At 41.0% G+C, this 19500-nt stretch carries 20 protein-coding genes and 4 pseudogenes; 18 read left to right on the forward strand and 6 right to left on the reverse strand.

Going from position 1 to position 19500, the window contains the following annotated elements:
* Positions 1–235 precede the first annotated feature (235 nt).
* Positions 236–2344, forward strand: coding sequence for a BT4734/BF3469 family protein (locus tag BSCG_RS05960; RefSeq protein ID WP_004323779.1), 2109 nt, complete (start codon positions 236–238; stop codon positions 2342–2344).
* Positions 2345–2715: 371 nt separating this feature from the next.
* On the opposite strand, the gene BSCG_RS05955 is transcribed toward BSCG_RS05960, so the two are convergent.
* Positions 2716–3060: a hypothetical protein gene (locus tag BSCG_RS05955; RefSeq protein WP_008776923.1), complete on the reverse strand. Its 345-nt coding sequence runs from the start codon at positions 3058–3060 to the stop codon at positions 2716–2718.
* 278 nt (positions 3061–3338) lie between these two features.
* Here BSCG_RS05955 and BSCG_RS05950 point away from each other — a divergent pair, with 278 nt between their 5' ends.
* Entirely contained in the window at positions 3339–4511 is a 1173-nt protein-coding gene (locus BSCG_RS05950) for an immunoglobulin-like domain-containing protein (RefSeq protein WP_008776924.1), read from the forward strand.
* Here the strand turns inward: BSCG_RS05950 and BSCG_RS05945 are convergent.
* Positions 4503–5018, reverse strand: coding sequence for a DUF6125 family protein (locus BSCG_RS05945; RefSeq protein ID WP_008776925.1), 516 nt, complete (start codon positions 5016–5018; stop codon positions 4503–4505). The two genes, BSCG_RS05950 and BSCG_RS05945, sit on opposite strands and share 9 nt — an antisense overlap.
* 391 nt (positions 5019–5409) lie before the next feature.
* Here BSCG_RS05945 and BSCG_RS05940 point away from each other — a divergent pair, with 391 nt between their 5' ends.
* From BSCG_RS05940 to BSCG_RS05890, 15 genes and pseudogenes are all read left to right on the forward strand, one after another.
* Positions 5410–6633 (forward strand): site-specific integrase, encoded by a 1224-nt coding sequence (locus tag BSCG_RS05940; protein WP_008776926.1) that lies wholly within the window; start codon positions 5410–5412, stop codon positions 6631–6633.
* 25 nt (positions 6634–6658) lie between these two features.
* A pseudogene (locus BSCG_RS05935) lies at positions 6659–7813 on the forward strand (PDDEXK nuclease domain-containing protein).
* A gap of 227 nt (positions 7814–8040) precedes the next feature.
* The gene (locus BSCG_RS05930) at positions 8041–8613 is read left to right on the forward strand and encodes a Crp/Fnr family transcriptional regulator (RefSeq protein WP_008776928.1); all 573 of its coding nucleotides are present in this window, start codon (positions 8041–8043) and stop codon (positions 8611–8613) included.
* A 9-nt stretch (positions 8614–8622) separates the two neighbouring features.
* On the forward strand, positions 8623–9186 hold the full coding sequence (locus BSCG_RS05925; RefSeq protein ID WP_008776929.1) for a Crp/Fnr family transcriptional regulator: 564 nt from the start codon (positions 8623–8625) through the stop codon (positions 9184–9186).
* A 119-nt stretch (positions 9187–9305) separates the two neighbouring features.
* On the forward strand, positions 9306–9866 hold the full coding sequence (locus BSCG_RS05920; RefSeq protein ID WP_008776930.1) for a hypothetical protein: 561 nt from the start codon (positions 9306–9308) through the stop codon (positions 9864–9866).
* Between the two features lie 178 nt (positions 9867–10044).
* Positions 10045–10683: an HAD family hydrolase gene (locus tag BSCG_RS05915; protein WP_008776931.1), complete on the forward strand. Its 639-nt coding sequence runs from the start codon at positions 10045–10047 to the stop codon at positions 10681–10683.
* A 244-nt stretch (positions 10684–10927) separates the two neighbouring features.
* Positions 10928–11170 (forward strand): hypothetical protein, encoded by a 243-nt coding sequence (locus BSCG_RS30590; RefSeq protein ID WP_008776933.1) that lies wholly within the window; start codon positions 10928–10930, stop codon positions 11168–11170.
* Positions 11121–11378, forward strand: a pseudogene (locus BSCG_RS0127820) (hypothetical protein); the annotation flags it as partial. The gene BSCG_RS30590 and the pseudogene BSCG_RS0127820, both read left to right, overlap by 50 nt.
* Positions 11379–12076: 698 nt before the next feature.
* Positions 12077–12340, forward strand: a complete 264-nt coding sequence (locus BSCG_RS05910; RefSeq protein WP_008776935.1) for a helix-turn-helix domain-containing protein — start codon at positions 12077–12079, stop codon at positions 12338–12340.
* Positions 12341–12344: 4 nt separating this feature from the next.
* Positions 12345–12692, forward strand: coding sequence for a hypothetical protein (locus tag BSCG_RS05905; RefSeq protein ID WP_008776936.1), 348 nt, complete (start codon positions 12345–12347; stop codon positions 12690–12692).
* A 71-nt stretch (positions 12693–12763) separates the two neighbouring features.
* Positions 12764–13414, forward strand: a complete 651-nt coding sequence (locus BSCG_RS05900; RefSeq protein ID WP_008776937.1) for a hypothetical protein — start codon at positions 12764–12766, stop codon at positions 13412–13414.
* A 201-nt stretch (positions 13415–13615) separates the two neighbouring features.
* On the forward strand, positions 13616–13744 hold the full coding sequence (locus BSCG_RS30790; RefSeq protein ID WP_256379267.1) for a hypothetical protein: 129 nt from the start codon (positions 13616–13618) through the stop codon (positions 13742–13744).
* A 12-nt stretch (positions 13745–13756) separates the two neighbouring features.
* Positions 13757–13987, forward strand: coding sequence for a hypothetical protein (locus BSCG_RS30595; protein WP_008776938.1), 231 nt, complete (start codon positions 13757–13759; stop codon positions 13985–13987).
* 14 nt (positions 13988–14001) lie between these two features.
* Complete coding sequence (locus tag BSCG_RS05895) at positions 14002–15234, forward strand: relaxase/mobilization nuclease domain-containing protein (RefSeq protein ID WP_008776939.1); 1233 nt, start codon at positions 14002–14004, stop codon at positions 15232–15234.
* Positions 15235–15261: 27 nt separating this feature from the next.
* Positions 15262–15813: a hypothetical protein gene (locus BSCG_RS05890; protein ID WP_008776940.1), complete on the forward strand. Its 552-nt coding sequence runs from the start codon at positions 15262–15264 to the stop codon at positions 15811–15813.
* Between the two features lie 69 nt (positions 15814–15882).
* Here the strand turns inward: BSCG_RS05890 and BSCG_RS29030 are convergent.
* Positions 15883–16056, reverse strand: a pseudogene (locus BSCG_RS29030) (tyrosine-type recombinase/integrase); the annotation flags it as partial.
* Between the two features lie 189 nt (positions 16057–16245).
* Here BSCG_RS29030 and BSCG_RS05885 point away from each other — a divergent pair.
* Positions 16246–17520 carry an IS4 family transposase gene (locus BSCG_RS05885; RefSeq protein WP_008776942.1) on the forward strand — a complete coding sequence of 425 codons (1275 nt, stop codon included), beginning with the start codon at positions 16246–16248 and terminating at the stop codon, positions 17518–17520.
* Here the strand turns inward: BSCG_RS05885 and BSCG_RS29035 are convergent.
* From BSCG_RS29035 to BSCG_RS05875, 3 genes and pseudogenes are all read right to left on the reverse strand, one after another.
* Positions 17446–18084: pseudogene (locus BSCG_RS29035) on the reverse strand (IS30 family transposase); the annotation flags it as partial. The gene BSCG_RS05885 and the pseudogene BSCG_RS29035 sit on opposite strands and share 75 nt — an antisense overlap.
* Before the next feature lie 119 nt (positions 18085–18203).
* Positions 18204–18494, reverse strand: coding sequence for a hypothetical protein (locus BSCG_RS30100; protein WP_008776944.1), 291 nt, complete (start codon positions 18492–18494; stop codon positions 18204–18206).
* 87 nt (positions 18495–18581) lie between these two features.
* The gene (locus BSCG_RS05875) at positions 18582–19493 is read right to left on the reverse strand and encodes a hypothetical protein (protein ID WP_008776945.1); all 912 of its coding nucleotides are present in this window, start codon (positions 19491–19493) and stop codon (positions 18582–18584) included.
* Between the last annotated feature and the right edge of the window lie 7 nt (positions 19494–19500).

Genomic DNA, 19500 nt, shown 5'->3' on the forward strand with positions numbered 1-19500 from the left:
CATTTATAAAAACGGAACTTGCATTTATATAATCAAAGCTTTCATTTATAGATTGCAAACAGCCAAAAGAAACTTTGCATAGGGAAGAAAGGAACTTTTCTATTAATAGCCAATGTAAGAGACAGTACATAAGAAGGTCCAACAAAGAGAAGATGATATATTTGGAGAGTCCAATAATAAAACATACCTTTACTCGCCTTTTAAATAAAGAGACATAAACAAAAACACATCTATCATGAAACTTACTTTGATGCGGGACAACGGAGAAACGACAACCATGCGAACGTTGGACATAAACATACAAATAGAAACGATGAAGCATGAAACGAAAGCCCAGCCAGTCAGCAACCTACGCACGAGCATCCGTTACGCATCACCGGACAGCAAACTGGACGACGTCAAGAAATTGGTCAAAGTTGTCCCAGCTGCCACTTTTCGCAAAACAGTCAACGGTATACAGATGACCGGATATAACGGCATTATACAAATAGAAGTGAATCATCTCGCCAACCGGATGGAAGTAAACCGGGTGAAGCAGGAAGCGGCCGAACTTTCACATACATTCGCAGCCTTTATGGGTTCCGGAGGACATTCCGTAAAAATATGGATACGATTCACACGTCCCGATAAGTCACTTCCTCAAAAACGGGAAGAAGCGGAAATATTTCAGGCAAATGCCTACAGAAAAGCGGTCAGCCTATACCAGCCCGCCCTTTCCTATGCTATCGAACTGAAGAATCCTGCTCTGGAACAGTTCTGCCGACAGACTTATGACCCGGAACTTTATTACAACCCTGAATCTACCGTGATTTACATGCGGCAGCCATTGGAAATGCCTTCGGAAACAACTTACAAGGAAGCTGTGCAAGCAGAAGCATCTCCATTCAAACGGTTGATTCCGGGATATGACAGTTTCGACACATTATCCGCTCTCTTCGAAGCTGCTTTAAACAAGGCATATCAATCACTAAGCGAATTACAGCCAAGAATCCATATTCATTCCGATGAAGACCTGAAGCCTTTGCTGGTTCAGGTAGCGAAGAACTGTTTTCAGGCAGGAATACCGGAAGAAGAGACGATCCGTTGGTCCACCGCCCATTTCTATACAAAGAATAAAGAATTCCTGATCCGGCAAACCATACAGAATGTATATACGTGCGAAAAAGGTTTCGGAAAGAAATCTCCCTTATCAGCAGAACAGGAACTGGAATTTCGGACGGAAGAATTCATGCAACGCCGATATGAATTTCGCTACAATACGATGACGACAGTTACGGAATACCGCGAACGAAACACGTTTTGTTTCTGTTTCCGTCCCATCAGTAACCGCATACGGAACAGCATCGCAATGAACGCACGCCTGGAAGGGCTTAACCTATGGGACAGAGACGTCGTCCGGTATCTGGACTCCGACCGTATCCCTATTTTCAATCCTATTGAAGATTTCCTTTTCAGGCTGGACATCCATTGGGACGGACGTGACCGGATTCGGGAACTAGCAACCCGGGTTCCTTGCAACAATACCCACTGGCCTGACTTGTTTTACCGCTGGTTTCTGAATATGGTAGCCCACTGGCGTCAGACAGACCGGAAATACGCCAATTGTACTGTACCGTTACTGGTCGGTCCGCAGGCATACCGAAAATCCACCTTTTGCCGAAGTCTACTTCCACCTGAATTACAGGCTTATTATACCGACCGCATTGATTTCAGCAATAAGCGGGATGCCGAACTTTCTCTAAATAGATTCGCACTCATCAATATGGATGAATTTGACCAGAACCGAGTGAGCCAGCAGGCATTTCTGAAACATATTCTTCAAAAACCGGTTGTCAACGTCCGGCGTCCGCATGGCACCGCTACTCAAGAGATGCGCCGATACGCATCTTTCATTGGGACAAGCAATCACAAGGACCTACTGACTGATACTTCCGGCAGCCGACGCTACATCGTCATTAACGTGACCGGTCCCATCGACTGCTCCCCCATTGATTATGAGCAGCTTTATGCACAAGCCATGCACGACTTATATAGAGGAGAGCGATATTGGTTCAACACGGAAGATGAAAATGTCATGACGGAGAATAATCAGGAATTTCAAGTCATGCCGGTTGCCGAACAGTTGTTTCACGAATATTTCCGAGGGGCAAAAGAAGGAGAAGAATGCGAGCAACTCCTTGCCATTGAAATACTGCAACAACTACAACATGACAGCAAGATTCATGTATCTATCTGCAGTATTGTCCAGTTCGGAAGAATATTACAAAAGAACAAAATACCTTCTTTGCATACGAAACGCGGTAATTTCTACAAAGTAATACGAATCAAGCCGGGAAGAGGATAAGTTTGCAATAAAAAATATCCGGTGAAAGATGACAGATCGGCGAAAGATCATTTTACATCTATCACCAACGTACAACTACCATAGACAGGGAGTTTCAGCAGAAGGTGAAAGATTGAAAGATAAAAGCATAAAGAAAAGCTTTAGTGGAGGGAGTATAGATATAAGACGAAACATCGTCTAACAAATTTTCGTTCTACTTAAATTGAGAAATAGACTCATTTAAATGGAGCCTGCATTCAACTTTAGTAGAACGAAAATGGTCATATAGATTAAATAAATTATTTATGAAAGAACCGAAAATAAGTATAGCGTCATAACAGATTATCTTTTACGATTCTCCGTTTGACAGGTTTAGATTAAACGAATAGTACTTATTTTGCTTTTTTCTTTTTCTTCGCGTTATCCTTCTTACGCATATCTTGGTATTTCTTATATTGTTCATCGGTCAGAATGCTTTTTATTTTAGCATCTATTTCCTGCCTTTTCTTTTGCATTTCTTCCCGCGTAGGTCTTTCATTCGATTTATTTTTCGCAGGTCTCATTTCTTCCATTGCAGCTTTGAAATCTTTGGCCTGCTTTTCATTCAAGCCCAGATCGGCAACAATCTGTTCCATACGTTTCTCTCTATCAGCCTTTCCATTCTGACGATTTTGAGCCATACATACAGTTGAGCCAATCAATAACGCAACTGCCAAACTTAAAATTTGCTTTCTCATCATTTTAATTCTCATATTAAATAAGTTATGTATGTTAGACCTCACAAATGGGTGAAAGTTAATTCGATGATGAGGTTAAAACTGTTTTTTCACATTATTTATCAAAGGGCAGCTAGTATCACATCGAAAAACGAATAAACGTTTTCTTATCCCGTAAAAAAACAGCAGCATCCAGTTTATCGGTTTAGAAATATTATTTCTATATTTGCAGGAAACAGATCAAAAGCTTGACATACCCTTATGCAAACCTATTACAAAACCGATTAATAATTAAAACGATGAGAACACTTTTCTTTATTCTGCCATTTATCTTTATCACTACGGGATGTATTAAACAGAATACAGAAAAAAGTGATATTTTGACAACAGAGGATATAGCCAAATTTGACAGTTTATTTAATGCCTGGGAAAAAGAAATACACAACAATCCCAAAGCACAATTAAGTTCAAGTACCCGTGCTTACACCATTTTACCCCAATTCAAAGAGCTAAAAGCTATGGGTAAGAAAATTATCCCATGTATCATAGAACAGTTTGAAAAGGACAATAACACTTTTTTTGCTTTACCTCTTTATGACGAATTACAAGATAATGACAGCCTAAAATCTCACAGAGAAACAAGCGAACAAGATAAAGTGAGCGAGATCGTGCAGAAATTCAGAGAACAGGAAAAAAGAAAGATGTGGGAAGAAGCTAATAGATACAAGACGTCTATAACCGACACTACTTTCCTGAAGACAAGAGGGACGATGTCGTATGCTGCAATAGATTTATTCACGGGACGAGGTTTCAATAAAGATTACGCATTTAATCAGGTTGTCTATTTGAAAGCCTTACAAAGAGCCCAGAAACATCTGTCTGTCGTAAATGGTCAGTTGGCATGCGACTTAAAGTCAGGTACAGAAATATATATTTCCGAAGATTTATACCTATTTATCACCGACCTTTTTAAGGATTGGAATACGTGGCTGAAATCGGGAAAATATGAGATAATAAAAGACGAACAAGGGCTTTATACAGTGTTACCTAAGAAAACCAACCAATCATCGCAAACGAACTCCGTCACATTGCGACCTATTCCCCGTGACATTCCGACTGGAGAGGACATAAGTCCCGCTTCGCTTTCTATAGAAACAGAACACGATCATTATCCGCTATCAACTACAGAAGTAAAAATAACCATCACCAACCACTCTCACTATGAATATGAGTGCGGAGAAAAATACAGCCTTGCTTACTATAACAAAAGTAAACGGCAATGGGAAACATTGCCGACCGATCCTGTCGTTAATGATATACTGTGGATTTTCCCACCGGAGCACCCGAGTCACCAACAAACAATTAAACTCTATACATCAGAATCCCCCAACCATCCAGGGAAATACCGTATCTACAAATCATTCAACAGAGGCACCAAAGTGGCTTATGGAGAATTTGAATTACTACCTTAATGTGAATTTCCAACAACAAGCACACTCCGGATCAGTAACATTCGGATAACAGCTAATCATTTCAGTAACGATTCTTTCGTCGATGACGCGTGCAAATCCATCATGCTCGATAAAACCAGGCGACGCACAAGGATGAAACGGCATGCCTTTATTCTTTCGGGCAGTCTGCACCCTGCATTCATTGATACGATATATAAGAGAATCTCCTTCCTTGAAAAGGCTTACCGAAGGATTCGACAATGCAGAAAATCTGATCGCTAATGCTTTCTCCAGTCCTTCGAGTCCTGCCTGTTCAGGAAGTTCCAGAAATTTCTTGATTCTCCGGGCTTCCGTACGGGTGAATTTTCTCCATGCATTTTCATCGTGCAACATAGCTTCATCCATACCGTTCTTTCCTTCTACGGATTGAAACCATACTCCATCAAGTGCATAGATGTTTCTTGCGTATATTCTGACCAGTTCCTTTAGTTCATCTTTTGATAATAAATCCAGTTTATCAATCATCATTTCTTAATATTACATTTTACCTTATTTTTTATCCCGCTTTGATTTTATATTGATCCGAATTTCGGTATGACCAACAATTTACGAGGAGTAGAAAAGAAAAACGGAGAGAGTATTTCTACTTTCTCCGCTTCAGTACCCAGACCCGGTACAAGCCATAGAAATCATAGGAAAATAAAAGAACATATCTTCTTTATTATCAATCACTTGTATATTTCCTATTTTCTCTATTTTTGCCATATTTTGCCCATTTTCCGTTATTCAGTACACTTTTAGTACACTTTGAAATATCATTTTCTTTTGTACCTTTGCAATATCGGAAAACAAAAGAAAATCAACTATTTAGCGTAATCACCCGGTTATGGTACCTAAATCGGGATAAAACCTCTAAACAATGGCAAAGTTAGAAAATAAAACGAAAGAAAACCCCAAGTTAGAACAAAATAAGCTCTCGGATGGTAGAATTAGCCTTTACTTAGAGTATTATTTAGGTAGAGAGGAAAAGCCCGTATTAGATAAAAACGGCAATCAAGTGTACTATGATAGTGGAAAGATGCAAGGTAAGCCCAAGTTTGCAGTAAAGCACAACAGGCGAAAAGAAAACCTTAGTCTGTATCTGATAGATAAGCCCCGTACCCCTGCAGAACGTCAGCAGAACAAAGAAACGTTGGAGCTTGCTACAAAGATACGTGCGGAGCGTGAACAGGAGTTTAAAGAAAGTATGTTGGGCTATCGGTTAAAAAAAGATAGAACGGTCAATTTCTTAGACTATTTCCAAGCCTATATCAACAGTTATACCAAGAAAGATATTCGCATGGTACAAATTGCACTTAGCCGTTTTAAGGACTTCTTAAAAGAGCAATACCCCATGAATGAGTTTAGTATCAAACCGGAACTTATCACCAAAGAAATGATGGAGCAGTTTGTAGCCTACCTGCAATCCCGAAGTGTGGGTGAAGGGGCTAAAAGCATTTACCAGCGTTTCAAGAAAGTTATTCGATATGCGATTGACCACGATGTAATGTTGAAAGACCCATGCAAAAGTGTTACCTGCAAAGTGGATAGCCAAATGCTTCGGAAAGATGTTCTTTCTCCCGAAGAAATACAAAAGTTGGCGGCTTGCCATTATGACAACGAGAACCCGAATGTCAGACGTGCTTTTATCTTCTGCTTATACTGCGGTCTGCGTTTCTGTGATGTAAAAGACCTTACCTATAAGAATGTGGATTACGCTAATCGGTTATTGAAATTTGAGCAAAGTAAGACAAAGGGACATTCTGCCAGTAGTGGTGTAGTTATTCCCCTGAATGATGGTCTATTGTCTATCATTGGTGAAGCCCCGGCAGATAAAAACTGCTTGATATTCGATTTACCTACTTACGAAAGCTGCTGTAAATCAGTAAAACGTTGGGTAAAGAGAGCCGGAATAGACAAACATATAAGCTGGCATTGTGCCCGACATTCGTTTGCCGTGAACATTCTGAACAATGGGGCAAATATCAAAACCGTAGCCAGCCTTTTAGGGCATAGCGGATTGAAGCATACGGAGAAATACACCCGTGCGGTGGATAAATTGAAAGAGGAAGCAATAAACAGCTTGCCCGAACTAAAGTTTTAACCATAAAAGACTTATCTTTGTAACTATGAACTTTGAAGCATTAGTAAAACATATCAGCACGATACAGAACACGTTGCAGGCACAAGCCGCACACGCCGTAAACCTTGCCCTTACTTCCCGTAACTGGCTTATGGGGTGCTATATCGTGGAGTTTGAGCAGAACGGAGAAGACCGTGCCGCCTACGGTGAACAATTGTTGAAAAAACTGGAATAACGACTGAAAACAAAAGGTCTGAATGAACGTAGATTCCGTGAATTTAGGCGGCTGTACCTCGTTTATCCACAACTAAAAGAACCTGTTACACAATACATTGCATCACAAATTCAAATTCGGCAGTCATTGACCGCCGAATTCACTGAACCAATTCGGCGGTTGGTGACCGCCGAATCTGAAAATGGCGTTTGGAAACTATCAACAGAATACCCACAAACCGAAACGTGGATGATTCCGGCTGATAGATTATTCAACAGATTATCTTCCACCCATTTAAATACCATATCGGGAATTGAGAACCCGGTAAAACGTGCTTTCTATGAAATGGAAACCATGCGTGGCTGCTGGTCTGTAAAGGAGTTAGAGCGACAAATCGCATCTTTATATTACGAACGTAGCGGACTATCCAAAAACAAAGAAGCCCTCTCCGCTTTAGTCCAGCAACAAGCAACCTTATTACAACCTAAAGATGTTATCAATACCCCTGTTACTTTGGAGTTCTTAGGGTTGAATGAACGTGCATTAGTGACGGAAAACGATTTGGAACAATCCATTCTTGACAACTTGCAACGCTTCCTATTGGAAATGGGACATGGCTTCTGCTTTGAAGCCCGGCAAAAACGCATCTTGATTGATGAAGATTATTTCTTTGCCGACCTTGTGTTCTATCATCGTATTTTGAAATGTCATGTTATTGTAGAATTGAAGATAGACAAGTTCCACCATGAGTATGCTTCGCAACTAAATATGTATCTGAACTATTTCAAAGCGGAAGTGATGCAGCCGGATGATAATCCACCTATCGGTATTCTGCTTTGCACTGAAAAGGGAGATACATTAGTAAAGTATGCCACTGCCGGATTAGACCCAAATATCTTTGTACAGAAGTATAGGATAGAACTTCCAACAGAAGAAGAAATAAAAGAGTTCATTTCTTCCTCAAACTATGAGAGTTACAAACTTTAAAATTGGCGAAAAGAAAAGGTTATTTCTTCTTTCGCCAGCATATACTTTCAGTCAATAGAAATAAGTTTAGTTCGTTTTGGATATATATACAAAAGCACAAACTAAACTCACAATAAAGTGGATTAAAAAAAGAGAAGATGTTTTGATAAAGTCAGAAATCTATTTTTGCTTTTTGAGAGAACAACTCACGAAGTTATTCTATATTTTAATTGCAATTAGTTTATAGTATGGAAGATTTTAACTCACAATATGCCAACCATTCGAAATTAGAACAGCTAAAGCAGTTCATTTTGGAACATGGCACTTATATCGAACTCAAAAAGGGTGAACAATTCACTATTCAAGGCAAAGTGAATCATCGGGGGGCTTATATCGAACACGGCTTATTGAGATATACTCGTGTGGACGAAAAAGGGAATATACATATAGTAGGATATACTTTCTCTGGAGAATTTACAGGAAGTTTATGCACACTTATAGCACCTGATCAACCGTCATTAGTAACAATTGAAGCCGTTTGCGATACAAAGATTTGTTATATGCCCTATTCAAAAGTAGAGGAGTTCTTTGCTGCAAATGTAAAAATCATGCAACTAAAATGTACGCTTGTCGAACAATCATACTTGTTGATGTATCATAGATTGTTGGATATGTACTGTAAAACTACGGAAGAACTGTATCTTGATTTATTGAACAGATGCCCCGACATTCAAGAGTACATTACGTTGAAAGAAGTGGATTCTTTCTTACAAGTCACACCGGAAACAGTTAGTCGCATACGCCGCAAACTGGAGAAATAGCTTACAATAATGAAAGAATTTAATTCTTATCTCAACAATTTGGACTATTCCCTTGTAAAAGATTTATTTGCGAGAAAAGGGATATTGCGTACTTACCATAAGAAAGATTTCTTTATCCGACAAAATGAGGTGAAACGTTTTGCCGGTTGGGTGAAACATGGCACATTTCAATATACGCATATTGACGAAGAAGGAGAAGAACACATTGTAGGATATGCTTTTACCGATGAATTTGTATGTGACTATTCTTCTTTTATGAGAAGTTGTCTGTCAGCAGTAAGCATTCAAGCGTTAACAGACTGTTCTGTCTATGAAATATCACGCCATGATATTATAGAATGTTGGGAAACGAATATGGAAACTCAACGATTAGGAAGATATGTAGCTGAAAATCTATATGAAATGGTGTATGAACGATTGCTCGATTCGTATTGTACACCTGAAATACGATATCAAAGACTAATGAAACGTTGTCCTGACCTTAAAGATACTGTACCCTTGAAAAGCATAGCTTCTTTCTTAGGGGTTACTCCTGAAACAGTTAGCCGCATACGCCGCAAATTGGAGAAATAGCCAACTTTTTAACATTCATTATAAAGGGGTCTTGACAATTGTCAAGACCTTTTTTCTTTATTCTGCCGTATTTTGCCATTTTAAGAAATCAATGTTCAATTACTTAAAATAACAGCAAAATGAAGAAACTATTCACCATGTTTACAGTTTTCATGATTTTTCTATTTGCCATTTGCTTCTTGACAGCTTGCGAGAAGGAAACGCATGACGGTATAGACTATTTCAAATCAAAATGTACGGCAGAATTAAACGGTCTGCAACTCATCAACCAAACTCCTTTCCACTCTCCATTTAGTCCGGATAGCCCTCAAGCGACGCCTTACTTTCTTCACGACGAAGATGGCGCCTTCTTCATGAGTGATTTAGGCATCGACAGGAAAAGCATGGCTATCTATATGGTAAGGATAAACCTTTATGTCGATACGCCGGAAGTCTATCTGCACGAGGAACAGACAATCGAAAAAATAGAGATTGAATATATCGATCCCTCCATGATGCGTTGGGAATACCTCAATTATTGTCAAGACAACAAAGTGTCATACGCTTTGATAAACGGTGAAATCGTAAAGAAAGGAACGTTCCGGATTCTCTCCTGTGACAAGGAGCAAGGTCGGTATGAAGGTTCCTTTTCCTTAGTATTTAGCGAAGGTACGTTCAATGGAACTTTCTGGATTGAGTAAATAATCTCAAAAAACATAGATAAGTTTAACCGCTTGTCCATTTTTTGAAAAAAGAAGCTACATCGTAACGAAAGAGCAAAAACGCAAAGCTAATCCTGCTTTTTTTCACCAATTTTGGGATGCAGAGGTTTTGAAAGATTTAAATAAGGATAAATATTTTAGCACTTGAAATCGGATTATGAAGTACAAACATATAATTTTCGATATTGATGGAACAATGTTAGATTCTGCATACGCAGACCTCATGGCATTGCAAAAAGTTATTTGGGAGTTTCTAAATAAAAAATATGAAATTTCTGATTTATATTTTGCGTTAGGGATTCCAAGCGAAGTGGCATTAAAGCGATTAGGCTTCAAAGACGTAGCAATGGCAGGTAAACTATGGAATAGCTATACAAAAGAGTTGTCGCATACTATGAAGCTATTTGATGGTATAAAAGAGTTACTCATAGAACTTAGCGGTAAGGGAGTTGAACTTGGTATTATCACCTCGAAAAGTAGAAGTGAATATCTTAGTGACTTTAGTCCATTTGGACTTGATTCATATTTTGACACAGTGATAACGGTAGAAGATAGCATATTGCCGAAGCCTTCCGCTGCACCTATGTTATCTTATCTGATAAAAACCGGAGTCAGTCCGCAAGACATAATTTATATCGGAGATACTCTGTATGATTGGGAGTGTGCAAAAAATGCCGGAGTGGATTTTGGTTTAGTGATGTGGGGAAACCCTCATGTTGAACAGATTGATACTATCTATTCTTTCAAAACTCCTGAGGAAATATTGAGTTTTTTAATTAGTGACAATCCAATATAGAAAAAACAGAAAAACAGAAAATAGCATTAGTGCTTTCCACCGGGGGAGTAAGATAATGAAAAAGATTGGTAAAATAATTCCGGATATAGTGATACGGTCATATACAAACAATTATAACATATTCCAGTTTAACGAAGCGGATGTACTTATCAAACAAGGCATTATTGCTGTACAAAAAAATAATAAAAAAGATAGTATATTGAATGGATAAGTTACAGTTGATTATTCTTTTATTTATTAATATATGAATCAATTATTACAACAGAGATTTTTCCAATTATTATCGGAATACTCACAGCACAAAGTTTCTGCATCCGAATTAGTAGAAGCGATTGAGGAATTGGCTACATGGGTAATCAATTTTAGTATCAATGAACAGGATTATAGCGTATTACTCCGCTATTTTTCTTTTGGCTTGCATCGTCTTAAATCGTATCGTGCACGGTTTGAGCAAGAAAAAAATGCCCTATTTACATCTTATAGATGAAGCGATAGGACTTTTAAACACTGAAATACGCCTTATTGAATGGCGCATCAAATACCCGGAACAACTACAGCAACGTACTAATAAGCAATCTCTTTCCCCTCTCTATCTTGCTGACAAAACAACTCTTATCAACATCATGGAAATGGTAAGCGGTCTGTTCCTCTCCAAAGACATCGTATATAAGAACGGAAAGCCTGCCTATTTGGTGGTTACTGGTGGTTGTCGTTATCAACCCTCCAAGATACAGCTTTAACCATTGTAAATCAGCAACTTGCAAATTCTTGTCTCGTGATACAAAATCAGCGAGGGACAAAAACGGGACAAAAACACGGAAAAATAAAGTCAAGAACACTTTGCCCGAAATATCCCTTGTTGAATACCTCTGTTTCATTTGCAAAGGTACAAATTTGTCCCTTGAAAAACGAGGGGAAATCCCTATTTCTCTCATTCACAACTCATTTTCCTACCATTGTACCCTAAATGTGGTTATTGCAAGCGATTTTGACCTCAAACAGCATGACTTGAGAAAATCGGGTGTTAAATTTTGTTTTGCACTCTGTTGGACATTTTCAAAAACGAGAACTGGCAATAGAACCAAAGATTTGCCACCCCTATTGTCCAATTCCTGACTTTGGGAGTGTTTGAACGATAAATATTTAAAGATGCTGAATTTCAGATGAGTGTCCGACCAATCTACCACGTTACAGCATGGTAAAATAGAACCAAAGAATTGAAAATCAGCACTTTTAATAAACCATAACGGCTGCTTGAATATCATTGGCAACTATATACCTTTGCAGCCGAAATCGATAACGAAATAAACAAAATATCAGAATTATGACAGAAAAGAACGCATTAAAGATGAACCTCGACCATGAGCGCAAGATAGTGGAGCTTTAGTCGAGAGTGAACAAGTTGGAAAACCTTTGCTATATGACAAAGGAAGTGTTGAACCTTGAAGAGGCATCCGCCTTTCTCGGCATTGCCAAGAGTACGCTCTACAAGATGACGCATCTTAACCAGTTGCCGTACTTCAAGCCTGCTGGCAAGCTCATCTTCTTTGAGAAGAAAGCCTTGCTTGACTGGGTGCGAGGAGCAAGAGCAATGTCGGAGGAGGAGATAAGACTGGAGGCTGCAAACCGTCTGAATGAAATGAACAATAGACCATAGCATCATGACGAAAGATGAACTTGTAAACAGTCTGCAAAAACGTGACCCTCTGTTGGCTAATGCGGTCAGCAATATGGTAGACTACATTTCCGACCGCTTTCCTGCCGCTTACCCAAGCAAGGAACAGACGGAATCCGTCAACGCTTACCTGCATTCAGTATTTGCAGACGGTGACGGAACCATGTCGGAAAGAAACTGTGAGCATCGAAGAATAGCATCACAGAAAATCACCATCAATGCCATACAAGTGCTTGATAGCCCTCAACTTGACCGACTGCAATGTGTGCTTGACCATATCGCATACGACAAGGAGTATTATATGCCAGAAAGAGGCTTCGGCATGAGGCGATAGTTTCTCTTTTCACCGCAGAGATTTTCCGCATGACAGTAACAAAACATTTACACAACTAATATCATACAACGATGAACAGTAATATTTTCAACAGCATTATCCTGAGTAACGAACAAGTAAACTATCTGATGGGTGGCACGGCTGGCATCAATCGCCTTTCATGCCTTTATCAACTCATTCAGATTGTGACACGACAGATTGAAACCTCAAATGAGGTTGGGGAATCCACAACAGAATTGTGGGAAGTGAACATATCTGAGGTGGCTCTATCCAAACTATGGAAGTGTGACCGAAAGACCGTCTCCAAGATGCTTGACCACATGAACAAATTGGGCATCCTTTCTTCTATACAGACAAGACGGGGAAGTGTTCACACTTTGCTCTGCATTTCAGCATGGATTGTTGATGGCAAGAAGTGTGTCAATCCTCACTATGTTCCCATCAACCAAAGAAGCAACTATGACAAGTCAATTTCTTCTGCTTCCACAACCGCATTCCCTAACAAGGAAGATCCACCCATCAAAAATGGCGGTACTTCTCCTACACAACTTGCCAACAGTTCCTTTTCTTCCCTAACTTCTGGAAATGGCGATAATGGCAAGGAGGAAGATGTTCCACCGCCAAGCGTTTCAGACATGGAACTGGAGGCAGAAGCCAGAAGGCAATTCTTCAAGGAACAGATGGAAGCAGAGGATGCCCCACAATTGCTGTTACTTGGGTAATTTGAGAACCGTTATACAATAAGTCTGTGAACATGTGCAGCCACAGTGCGTAGCGTGCATGTGCGTAAACTCTGATAGCAGTGCTATGCAAGAAATACCAATGTCATACAAACGCACTTCGTTTGTCCGTATGCCAATGGACTTCTTGAACGCTCGCAAGCTCGCATTGGGTTGCACACTTTTATAGAAGCAATACTTGGTATGAATAAGAAGAATATAGAAAAGGAGGCACCGAAATATACGAGCCGCCTAATAGTAAGGCTTACGCCACAGCTTCATAAGGAGATAGCGGAATATGCTGCTCTTTGCGGACTGACAACAAGCGCATAAGCACGCAAGCGGTTGGAGGGCAAATATCCCAAACAACGCTTGACTGACAAAGAAATGGAGGCTTTGAACAGCCTATCGGATGCCAGGGGCGATATACAGAAATTGTTCGGCTTCCTCAAAGGTCGTCCGCTTACGGAACGTGAGAATATTCTCCGCAGCGAAATCTTCATGAAACGATGGAGAACAAGTGTAGAGGTAATCTTGAACCGCATGATTGAGATAGAGAAATACTTAACACAATAGAACATACGACATCTATGATAGCAAAAGCAAAGGTAATAAGTCATGGCACAAATGCCATACGTTACTCAGTAGATAAGGACAAGGCGGAGATTGTAAAGACCAATCTCTTGCCCGATGATATTTCCCCAACGGCAATGTGGGCAAGAATGCTTGCCTTGCAGAAGAAGTTTGAGGACAGGTTGAACCGTTATCATCCGCTCAAACGTAACATGATACGTATTGAAGTTTCCCCAACCTCGGATGAAACACAAGGGTGGACGATAGAGGACTGGCAGAGGTTGGCGGATGACTTTATCCGTGAGTTCGATGCTGTTGACCTTTCCGCCAAGTCGAAGCGCAAAAGTGCAAAGGCAACCAATCTCAAAGACAGCCAATATGTAGTTGCACTTCATCGTGACAGCAAGAGTGGCATTATGCACCTTCACATTGATGCAAACCGCATAGACATAAAGGGCAACGTGAACGATGCCCATTACATCTATGAGAGAGCAATGATGGCAGCATCCAAGACTGGACAACAACGAGGTTGGAAAGATGCACAAGAGGTGAGCCAACGAAACAAGGACATGATAGCGCAGGACTGCCTGTCAGTTTTAGCCAGGATGCCACGCTTTGATTGGGGACTATACACAAAATGCCTCACGCAAATAGGATATGATGTCAAACTACAATCCGACAGTAAAGGACAAGTGCGTGGGTATTCCATTAGGCGAGGAAACTCCATTTACAAGTCTTCTGAACTCGGCAAAGGGCGTTGTCTCATGCCGTCAAAGATAGAAAAGACTTGGGCAAAATTGCATCCGCAGGAATGGAAAAGGCCAATTGTTGGTTCGCTAAGGGGTGCAGAAAATGGACAACCGAAAAATGTTGTGTCAATGGCAAAGCCAATGCACACTATGGACAACACTTCCAAGATGCGACATTTCAACTTCTCCACAGACGAGTTCCATCATTACCCTGTGGATATTCCGCAACCATGTCTTGATGTCATAGACAAGAATATCGCCCTTGATGCAGACAATGTTTTTGCCAAGATTGAGGACGTGCAAAAGACAGCAATTCTTCTCTTTGCTGAATACATTGATGCTGCAACAACTATAGCTGCCCAGTCTGGAGGTGGCGGAGGTGGTGCAACCTCTGGTTGGGGACGAGACAAAGACGAGGATGAACTTTCGTGGGCGCATCGTTGTGCTATGATGGCTAACCGCTTATGCAGTCCACGCAAGAAACGGGGATATGACAGATAACAAAATACAACCATAAAAATTTTCATTATGGCAATAGGCAAAAGTAAACTCTCAGATATGGATTTTGGTTCTTTTAAGGACACGATTGACAAGAATATCGAAACCGATAAGGCTTCAGATAGGTTCGACCGACAACTGCAAGCATACAAGGAGGCTGGAGTAAAACTTGATGCAGCAAATAACAGTATCTCTGCAGCCAAGGATTCTTTGAACGAAGCCACTACCGCTTTCAATGAGGTTGTGGACGATGCAAATGCTGCTGTTCAACATCTCTTTGAAACTTTTGAAAAATTCCATGCCTTCACCTTCAAGGCTAAACTCTCCTCTGATGATTTGAACAAACTTTCTGAGCTCCAAAAGCAGATTGTTGTTGGTGGAACGCAATTATTGGAAGAACACAGAAATGAAACTAAGAAAATACTCTCCAGTCATTTCTATAATATGGCAAACAAAATGGCACAGAATGAGGGCGTATGGCTATCTAACATTTGGATGAAGACTTTGCTATGGATTTTCTTGCCATGCTTCATCTTTACTATTTCAACAATAGTCGTGTGGATCGTTTTGAAATGCAAGTGAAAGCGACAGTAAGTCGTCAGTTCCATCACCGTGTAAAGAACTGGCGACCTGTTGTTTGCCCGAACGACATTACCAAGTAATTACCTTATCAACAATCTCTTGTTGTTCTAGACTACTTCTTCGCAGATATATGCGAGTGGTTTCGATGCTTTTATGCCCCATGAGGTCAGCAAGTAATGCTATGTCATTGAATTTTTCCAAGAAATTCTTAGCATAGCGATGACGGAATGAATGCGGATAAACGGCACAGTTGCATAAGTCCGTGGCTTAAATTTGTAGTATAGGTATATATCTTCTTGTTTAATGCTTACTAGTGATGCGATATTATTCGCTTAACTATAGTTATATATTTGATATTTAATTATTTACAAGCGTTCTTTGTTTTTTGATTTGAAATTGATTGAGTAATTTTGCAGCCAAAACTGCAAGATTATGAACATCGGCAAATATATCTTTGCTCAAGTCATCGACTTCATACCTCGATACCAATTTGACAAGTTGGTGAAGAAGTACAAAGGTGACTGGCATGCAAAAGATTTATCCTGCTATAGCCAGTTGCTTCACCTGCTATTTGGTCAGATTACTGGTTGCGTATCCATCCGTGATATTTGTCTGTGCCTAGAGGCTCATGGAAGTAGCATATACCACTTGGGAATTCGCAAGTCTGTCAATCAATCCAATTTATGTCGTGCTAATGAGAAAAGAGACTATCGCATCTACGAAGGACTTGGCATGTATTTAATCAGTATCGTCCGACCAATGTATTCAAACACAAAGGTTACTGAGATAACAATAGACAATGTCCTCTATGCGCTTGACTCCACAACTATCTCAACAAGCATTGTTCTGGCTGCATGGGCATTGGGCAAGTATAGCAAAGGCGCAGTCAAAATGCACACACTGCTGGATCTTCGTGGAAGCATTCCTGCAAATATCCATATTACAGATGGGAAATGGCATGACAGCAATGAACTGGATGAGATTGTGCCTGAGGCATTTGCGTTCTATATGATGGACAAAGCATATGTTGATTTCATTGCTTTGTTTCGCTTTCATAAAGCCGGTGCATATTGGATAAGTCGTCCCAAAGATAATATGAGATACGAGGTCGTTAACCATCGTCTTGACTTTGATCCAAGTACAGGAATCTGTGGCGATTTTATCATAAAGCTGACTACCCATAAGTCGAAGAAACTCTACCCAGAACCAATCCGGATGGTTACTTACCATGACTCGGTAACAGGCAATGATGTGGAATTTATTACCAACAATTTTGAGATCAGTGCCATTGAGGTCACCAATCTATACCGTCATAGATGGGATATTGAGGTTTTCTTCAAGTGGATAAAGCAGAATATCGTAGTGAAGAACTTGTGGGGATATTCAGAGAATGCAGTACGTACTCATTTGTGGGTTGCTATTATTGCATATCTGATAATCGCCAAAATCAAGGCTGACTACAAAAGTCCGTATTCAATCACCGAGGTGGCTACCTTAATAAGGATCTCCGCACTAGAAAGGGTGGATTTGAGAGACCTCATAACTAAGCCAAAGGACTCAATCATTCAAAACCAATTCGCATCCGTTGTCTGTGGTTATCGTGTGAACGAACTCCCTATACGGGAAAAGCAGCCTAGCCACGACTTTCACCGTAGGCACAGCCTTGCGTCCGCACTTCAGTCTCTCCATCAGAATGAAGTTGGTTGAACGTTCCGTAAGCGTGACAATGGCGTGGCCGTAAGAATCCACGATGGTATCCATCTCCCAATCGCCGAAGCGTGTGCCGTCCGCCTCCTTGGGACGGTCGTGGATGCTTGTGCGATTGGCTATGTTTGTGGCCTTGGTGGGGCGTGTCGCCTTGACTCTCTTGGTATACTTAAGCTCATGCGGCATATGTTTCGCAAGACGTCCGCTGGCGTCTGCATGCACGTGGTTGTAGATGGTCTGTATTGCGATATGAATACCCTCCTTGCGCAAGACGCCGGCAATCTGCGATGGTGACCAGTCCTCTTCCTCTATCATTTGCTCGATACGCCACCATAATTCCGCCGGCTTGCGGTGATTGCCCTCCAGCCCGTGCTTGCGCGCTTCCGCCTTGCGTTGGGCTGTGCGCCACACGTATTCGCCGTTGGTGTTGCTGTTGCGTCTGATCTCTCGAAGCACAGTGGACGCGGACACCTCGATTTCGCGAGATATTCTACTTATGCTCCACTTCCTTTTTATTCCCAGGTATATTTCGTACCTTTGTTCTGAGGTTAATTGATTGTACATAGCAATACAAGAATAATTAATCTTTGGGAGACTTCGGTCTCCTTTTTTTGTTTGTATTGCTGTCAGACGTTCTTGGGGGCTTTGCGCCCCCGCCACTTAGGCTTCCCCCGCAGTGTTTTTCATAGTTTTACCCCGAAAATCGTTGCACTTCTATTTGGACACTGCAGCGTTCCCTCCGTCTTGCCCCCTTCTTGGTTTCTGCCGGCCATCTCCCTGAGAAATAAAATATCAGCTCCGTTAATAGGACCAGATATTACCAGAGAGGTTGTGGTATACTTTTCTGCCCCGGATATTTTCTCGGAAAGTTTTCCGGGAGTTTCCAATATCACCGTTTTCTGTGCATAAGCCACACAGCAAAGCAAAGATAACGCTATTACCGTCAGGCCTTTTCTGAATGTAAAGATTTGCATAGTTCTTTTTTTATTTGATTAATAAATCGGATTCGTATATACCTTTTTTTCCTAGCGAAGAATTGGTAAAGATATGGAAATATTGTCTTATTTCTTCTCGTAAGGTATGACAATCTTGAAACCCCGACCACGAAGCACAACATCTTTTTCCCTCACCTCTTCTACGTATAATTTACAATTGCCCTCTTTCAATCCGCTACTTGCGAACTCATCAGGATAAAGCATCGAGAACGAGACATCAATATGTGTTCCAGCCACGGGATTGACAACAGCAGGTGTTATCTTCAAAACCTTCCGGGAAGAATATGGGTGCGCACCGTTGCAGAGCCACACTCCCACACCGGGACGCCGCACGGCCATCACCGTGTTCATCTGCTCGTAAAGACTGTGCGAAGTGGTGCCATAGATGCCCACGCGACCGGCCGTACCATCGCAGCGCACAACGACTTTCAGAGTCTTCTCTTTCTTGTCTTGCGAGATGACCCGTATCATCGCCTCACCCTCGTAATAGGCTTGAATTTCCAAGATGTTGGTCTTTGCGTTCCACTTCGCATTGATTACTTTGTCCGAGTCTTCTATCTTCAAGTCGACGATGTCTCCCCCACCGTTCAAGCTCACGAACTTACTTTCATCACGAGGATAAAGTCTTATTTCCGACTGGCTGATACTGAGTTCAGGAACCACCACGTTGATTTCCACACGCTTTTTGAAGTCGCCAGAAATGATGGTGGCATAGGTTCGTCCCTCCCATATCCCACTGATGCGCAAGGTATCTTTGCTGATCTTGACCTCCGCGACTTTCGAGTCGGCAACATTGGCCATATATTTTCCAGTTCCCCCGCTGAGAATAATGGTTCGGGTAGACAGCTTATTGAGCGAAACCTCGGTGATGTTGTCAGTTCCCAAGCGGATGTCCTTCTTTTCCTGTACGTTGTCGCTGTCGCATGCAGCAAACACGATGCCGCAACATAGCAGCAAATAAAAAAGTATTTGTTTCATCGTTTTT

This window comes from Bacteroides sp. 2_2_4 (genome assembly GCF_000157055.1).
In the GTDB taxonomy this organism is placed as follows: domain Bacteria; phylum Bacteroidota; class Bacteroidia; order Bacteroidales; family Bacteroidaceae; genus Bacteroides; species Bacteroides ovatus.

Excerpts from the sequence above, each read along its gene's own strand:
- BSCG_RS05960 (WP_004323779.1), top strand. The coding sequence starts at position 236 with ATGAAACTTACTTTGATGCGGGACAACGGAGAAACGACAACCATGCGA.
- BSCG_RS05955 (WP_008776923.1), bottom strand. The coding sequence starts at position 3,060 with ATGAGAAAGCAAATTTTAAGTTTGGCAGTTGCGTTATTGATTGGCTCA.
- BSCG_RS05950 (WP_008776924.1), top strand. The coding sequence starts at position 3,339 with ATGAGAACACTTTTCTTTATTCTGCCATTTATCTTTATCACTACGGGA.
- BSCG_RS05945 (WP_008776925.1), bottom strand. The coding sequence starts at position 5,018 with ATGATGATTGATAAACTGGATTTATTATCAAAAGATGAACTAAAGGAA.
- BSCG_RS05940 (WP_008776926.1), top strand. The coding sequence starts at position 5,410 with ATGGCAAAGTTAGAAAATAAAACGAAAGAAAACCCCAAGTTAGAACAA.
- BSCG_RS05930 (WP_008776928.1), top strand. The coding sequence starts at position 8,041 with ATGGAAGATTTTAACTCACAATATGCCAACCATTCGAAATTAGAACAG.
- BSCG_RS05925 (WP_008776929.1), top strand. The coding sequence starts at position 8,623 with ATGAAAGAATTTAATTCTTATCTCAACAATTTGGACTATTCCCTTGTA.
- BSCG_RS05920 (WP_008776930.1), top strand. The coding sequence starts at position 9,306 with ATGAAGAAACTATTCACCATGTTTACAGTTTTCATGATTTTTCTATTT.
- BSCG_RS05915 (WP_008776931.1), top strand. The coding sequence starts at position 10,045 with ATGAAGTACAAACATATAATTTTCGATATTGATGGAACAATGTTAGAT.
- BSCG_RS30590 (WP_008776933.1), top strand. The coding sequence starts at position 10,928 with ATGAATCAATTATTACAACAGAGATTTTTCCAATTATTATCGGAATAC.
- BSCG_RS05905 (WP_008776936.1), top strand. The coding sequence starts at position 12,345 with ATGACGAAAGATGAACTTGTAAACAGTCTGCAAAAACGTGACCCTCTG.
- BSCG_RS05900 (WP_008776937.1), top strand. The coding sequence starts at position 12,764 with ATGAACAGTAATATTTTCAACAGCATTATCCTGAGTAACGAACAAGTA.
- BSCG_RS30790 (WP_256379267.1), top strand. The coding sequence starts at position 13,616 with ATGAATAAGAAGAATATAGAAAAGGAGGCACCGAAATATACGAGCCGC.
- BSCG_RS05895 (WP_008776939.1), top strand. The coding sequence starts at position 14,002 with ATGATAGCAAAAGCAAAGGTAATAAGTCATGGCACAAATGCCATACGT.
- BSCG_RS05890 (WP_008776940.1), top strand. The coding sequence starts at position 15,262 with ATGGCAATAGGCAAAAGTAAACTCTCAGATATGGATTTTGGTTCTTTT.
- BSCG_RS05885 (WP_008776942.1), top strand. The coding sequence starts at position 16,246 with ATGAACATCGGCAAATATATCTTTGCTCAAGTCATCGACTTCATACCT.
- BSCG_RS30100 (WP_008776944.1), bottom strand. The coding sequence starts at position 18,494 with ATGCAAATCTTTACATTCAGAAAAGGCCTGACGGTAATAGCGTTATCT.
- BSCG_RS05875 (WP_008776945.1), bottom strand. The coding sequence starts at position 19,493 with ATGAAACAAATACTTTTTTATTTGCTGCTATGTTGCGGCATCGTGTTT.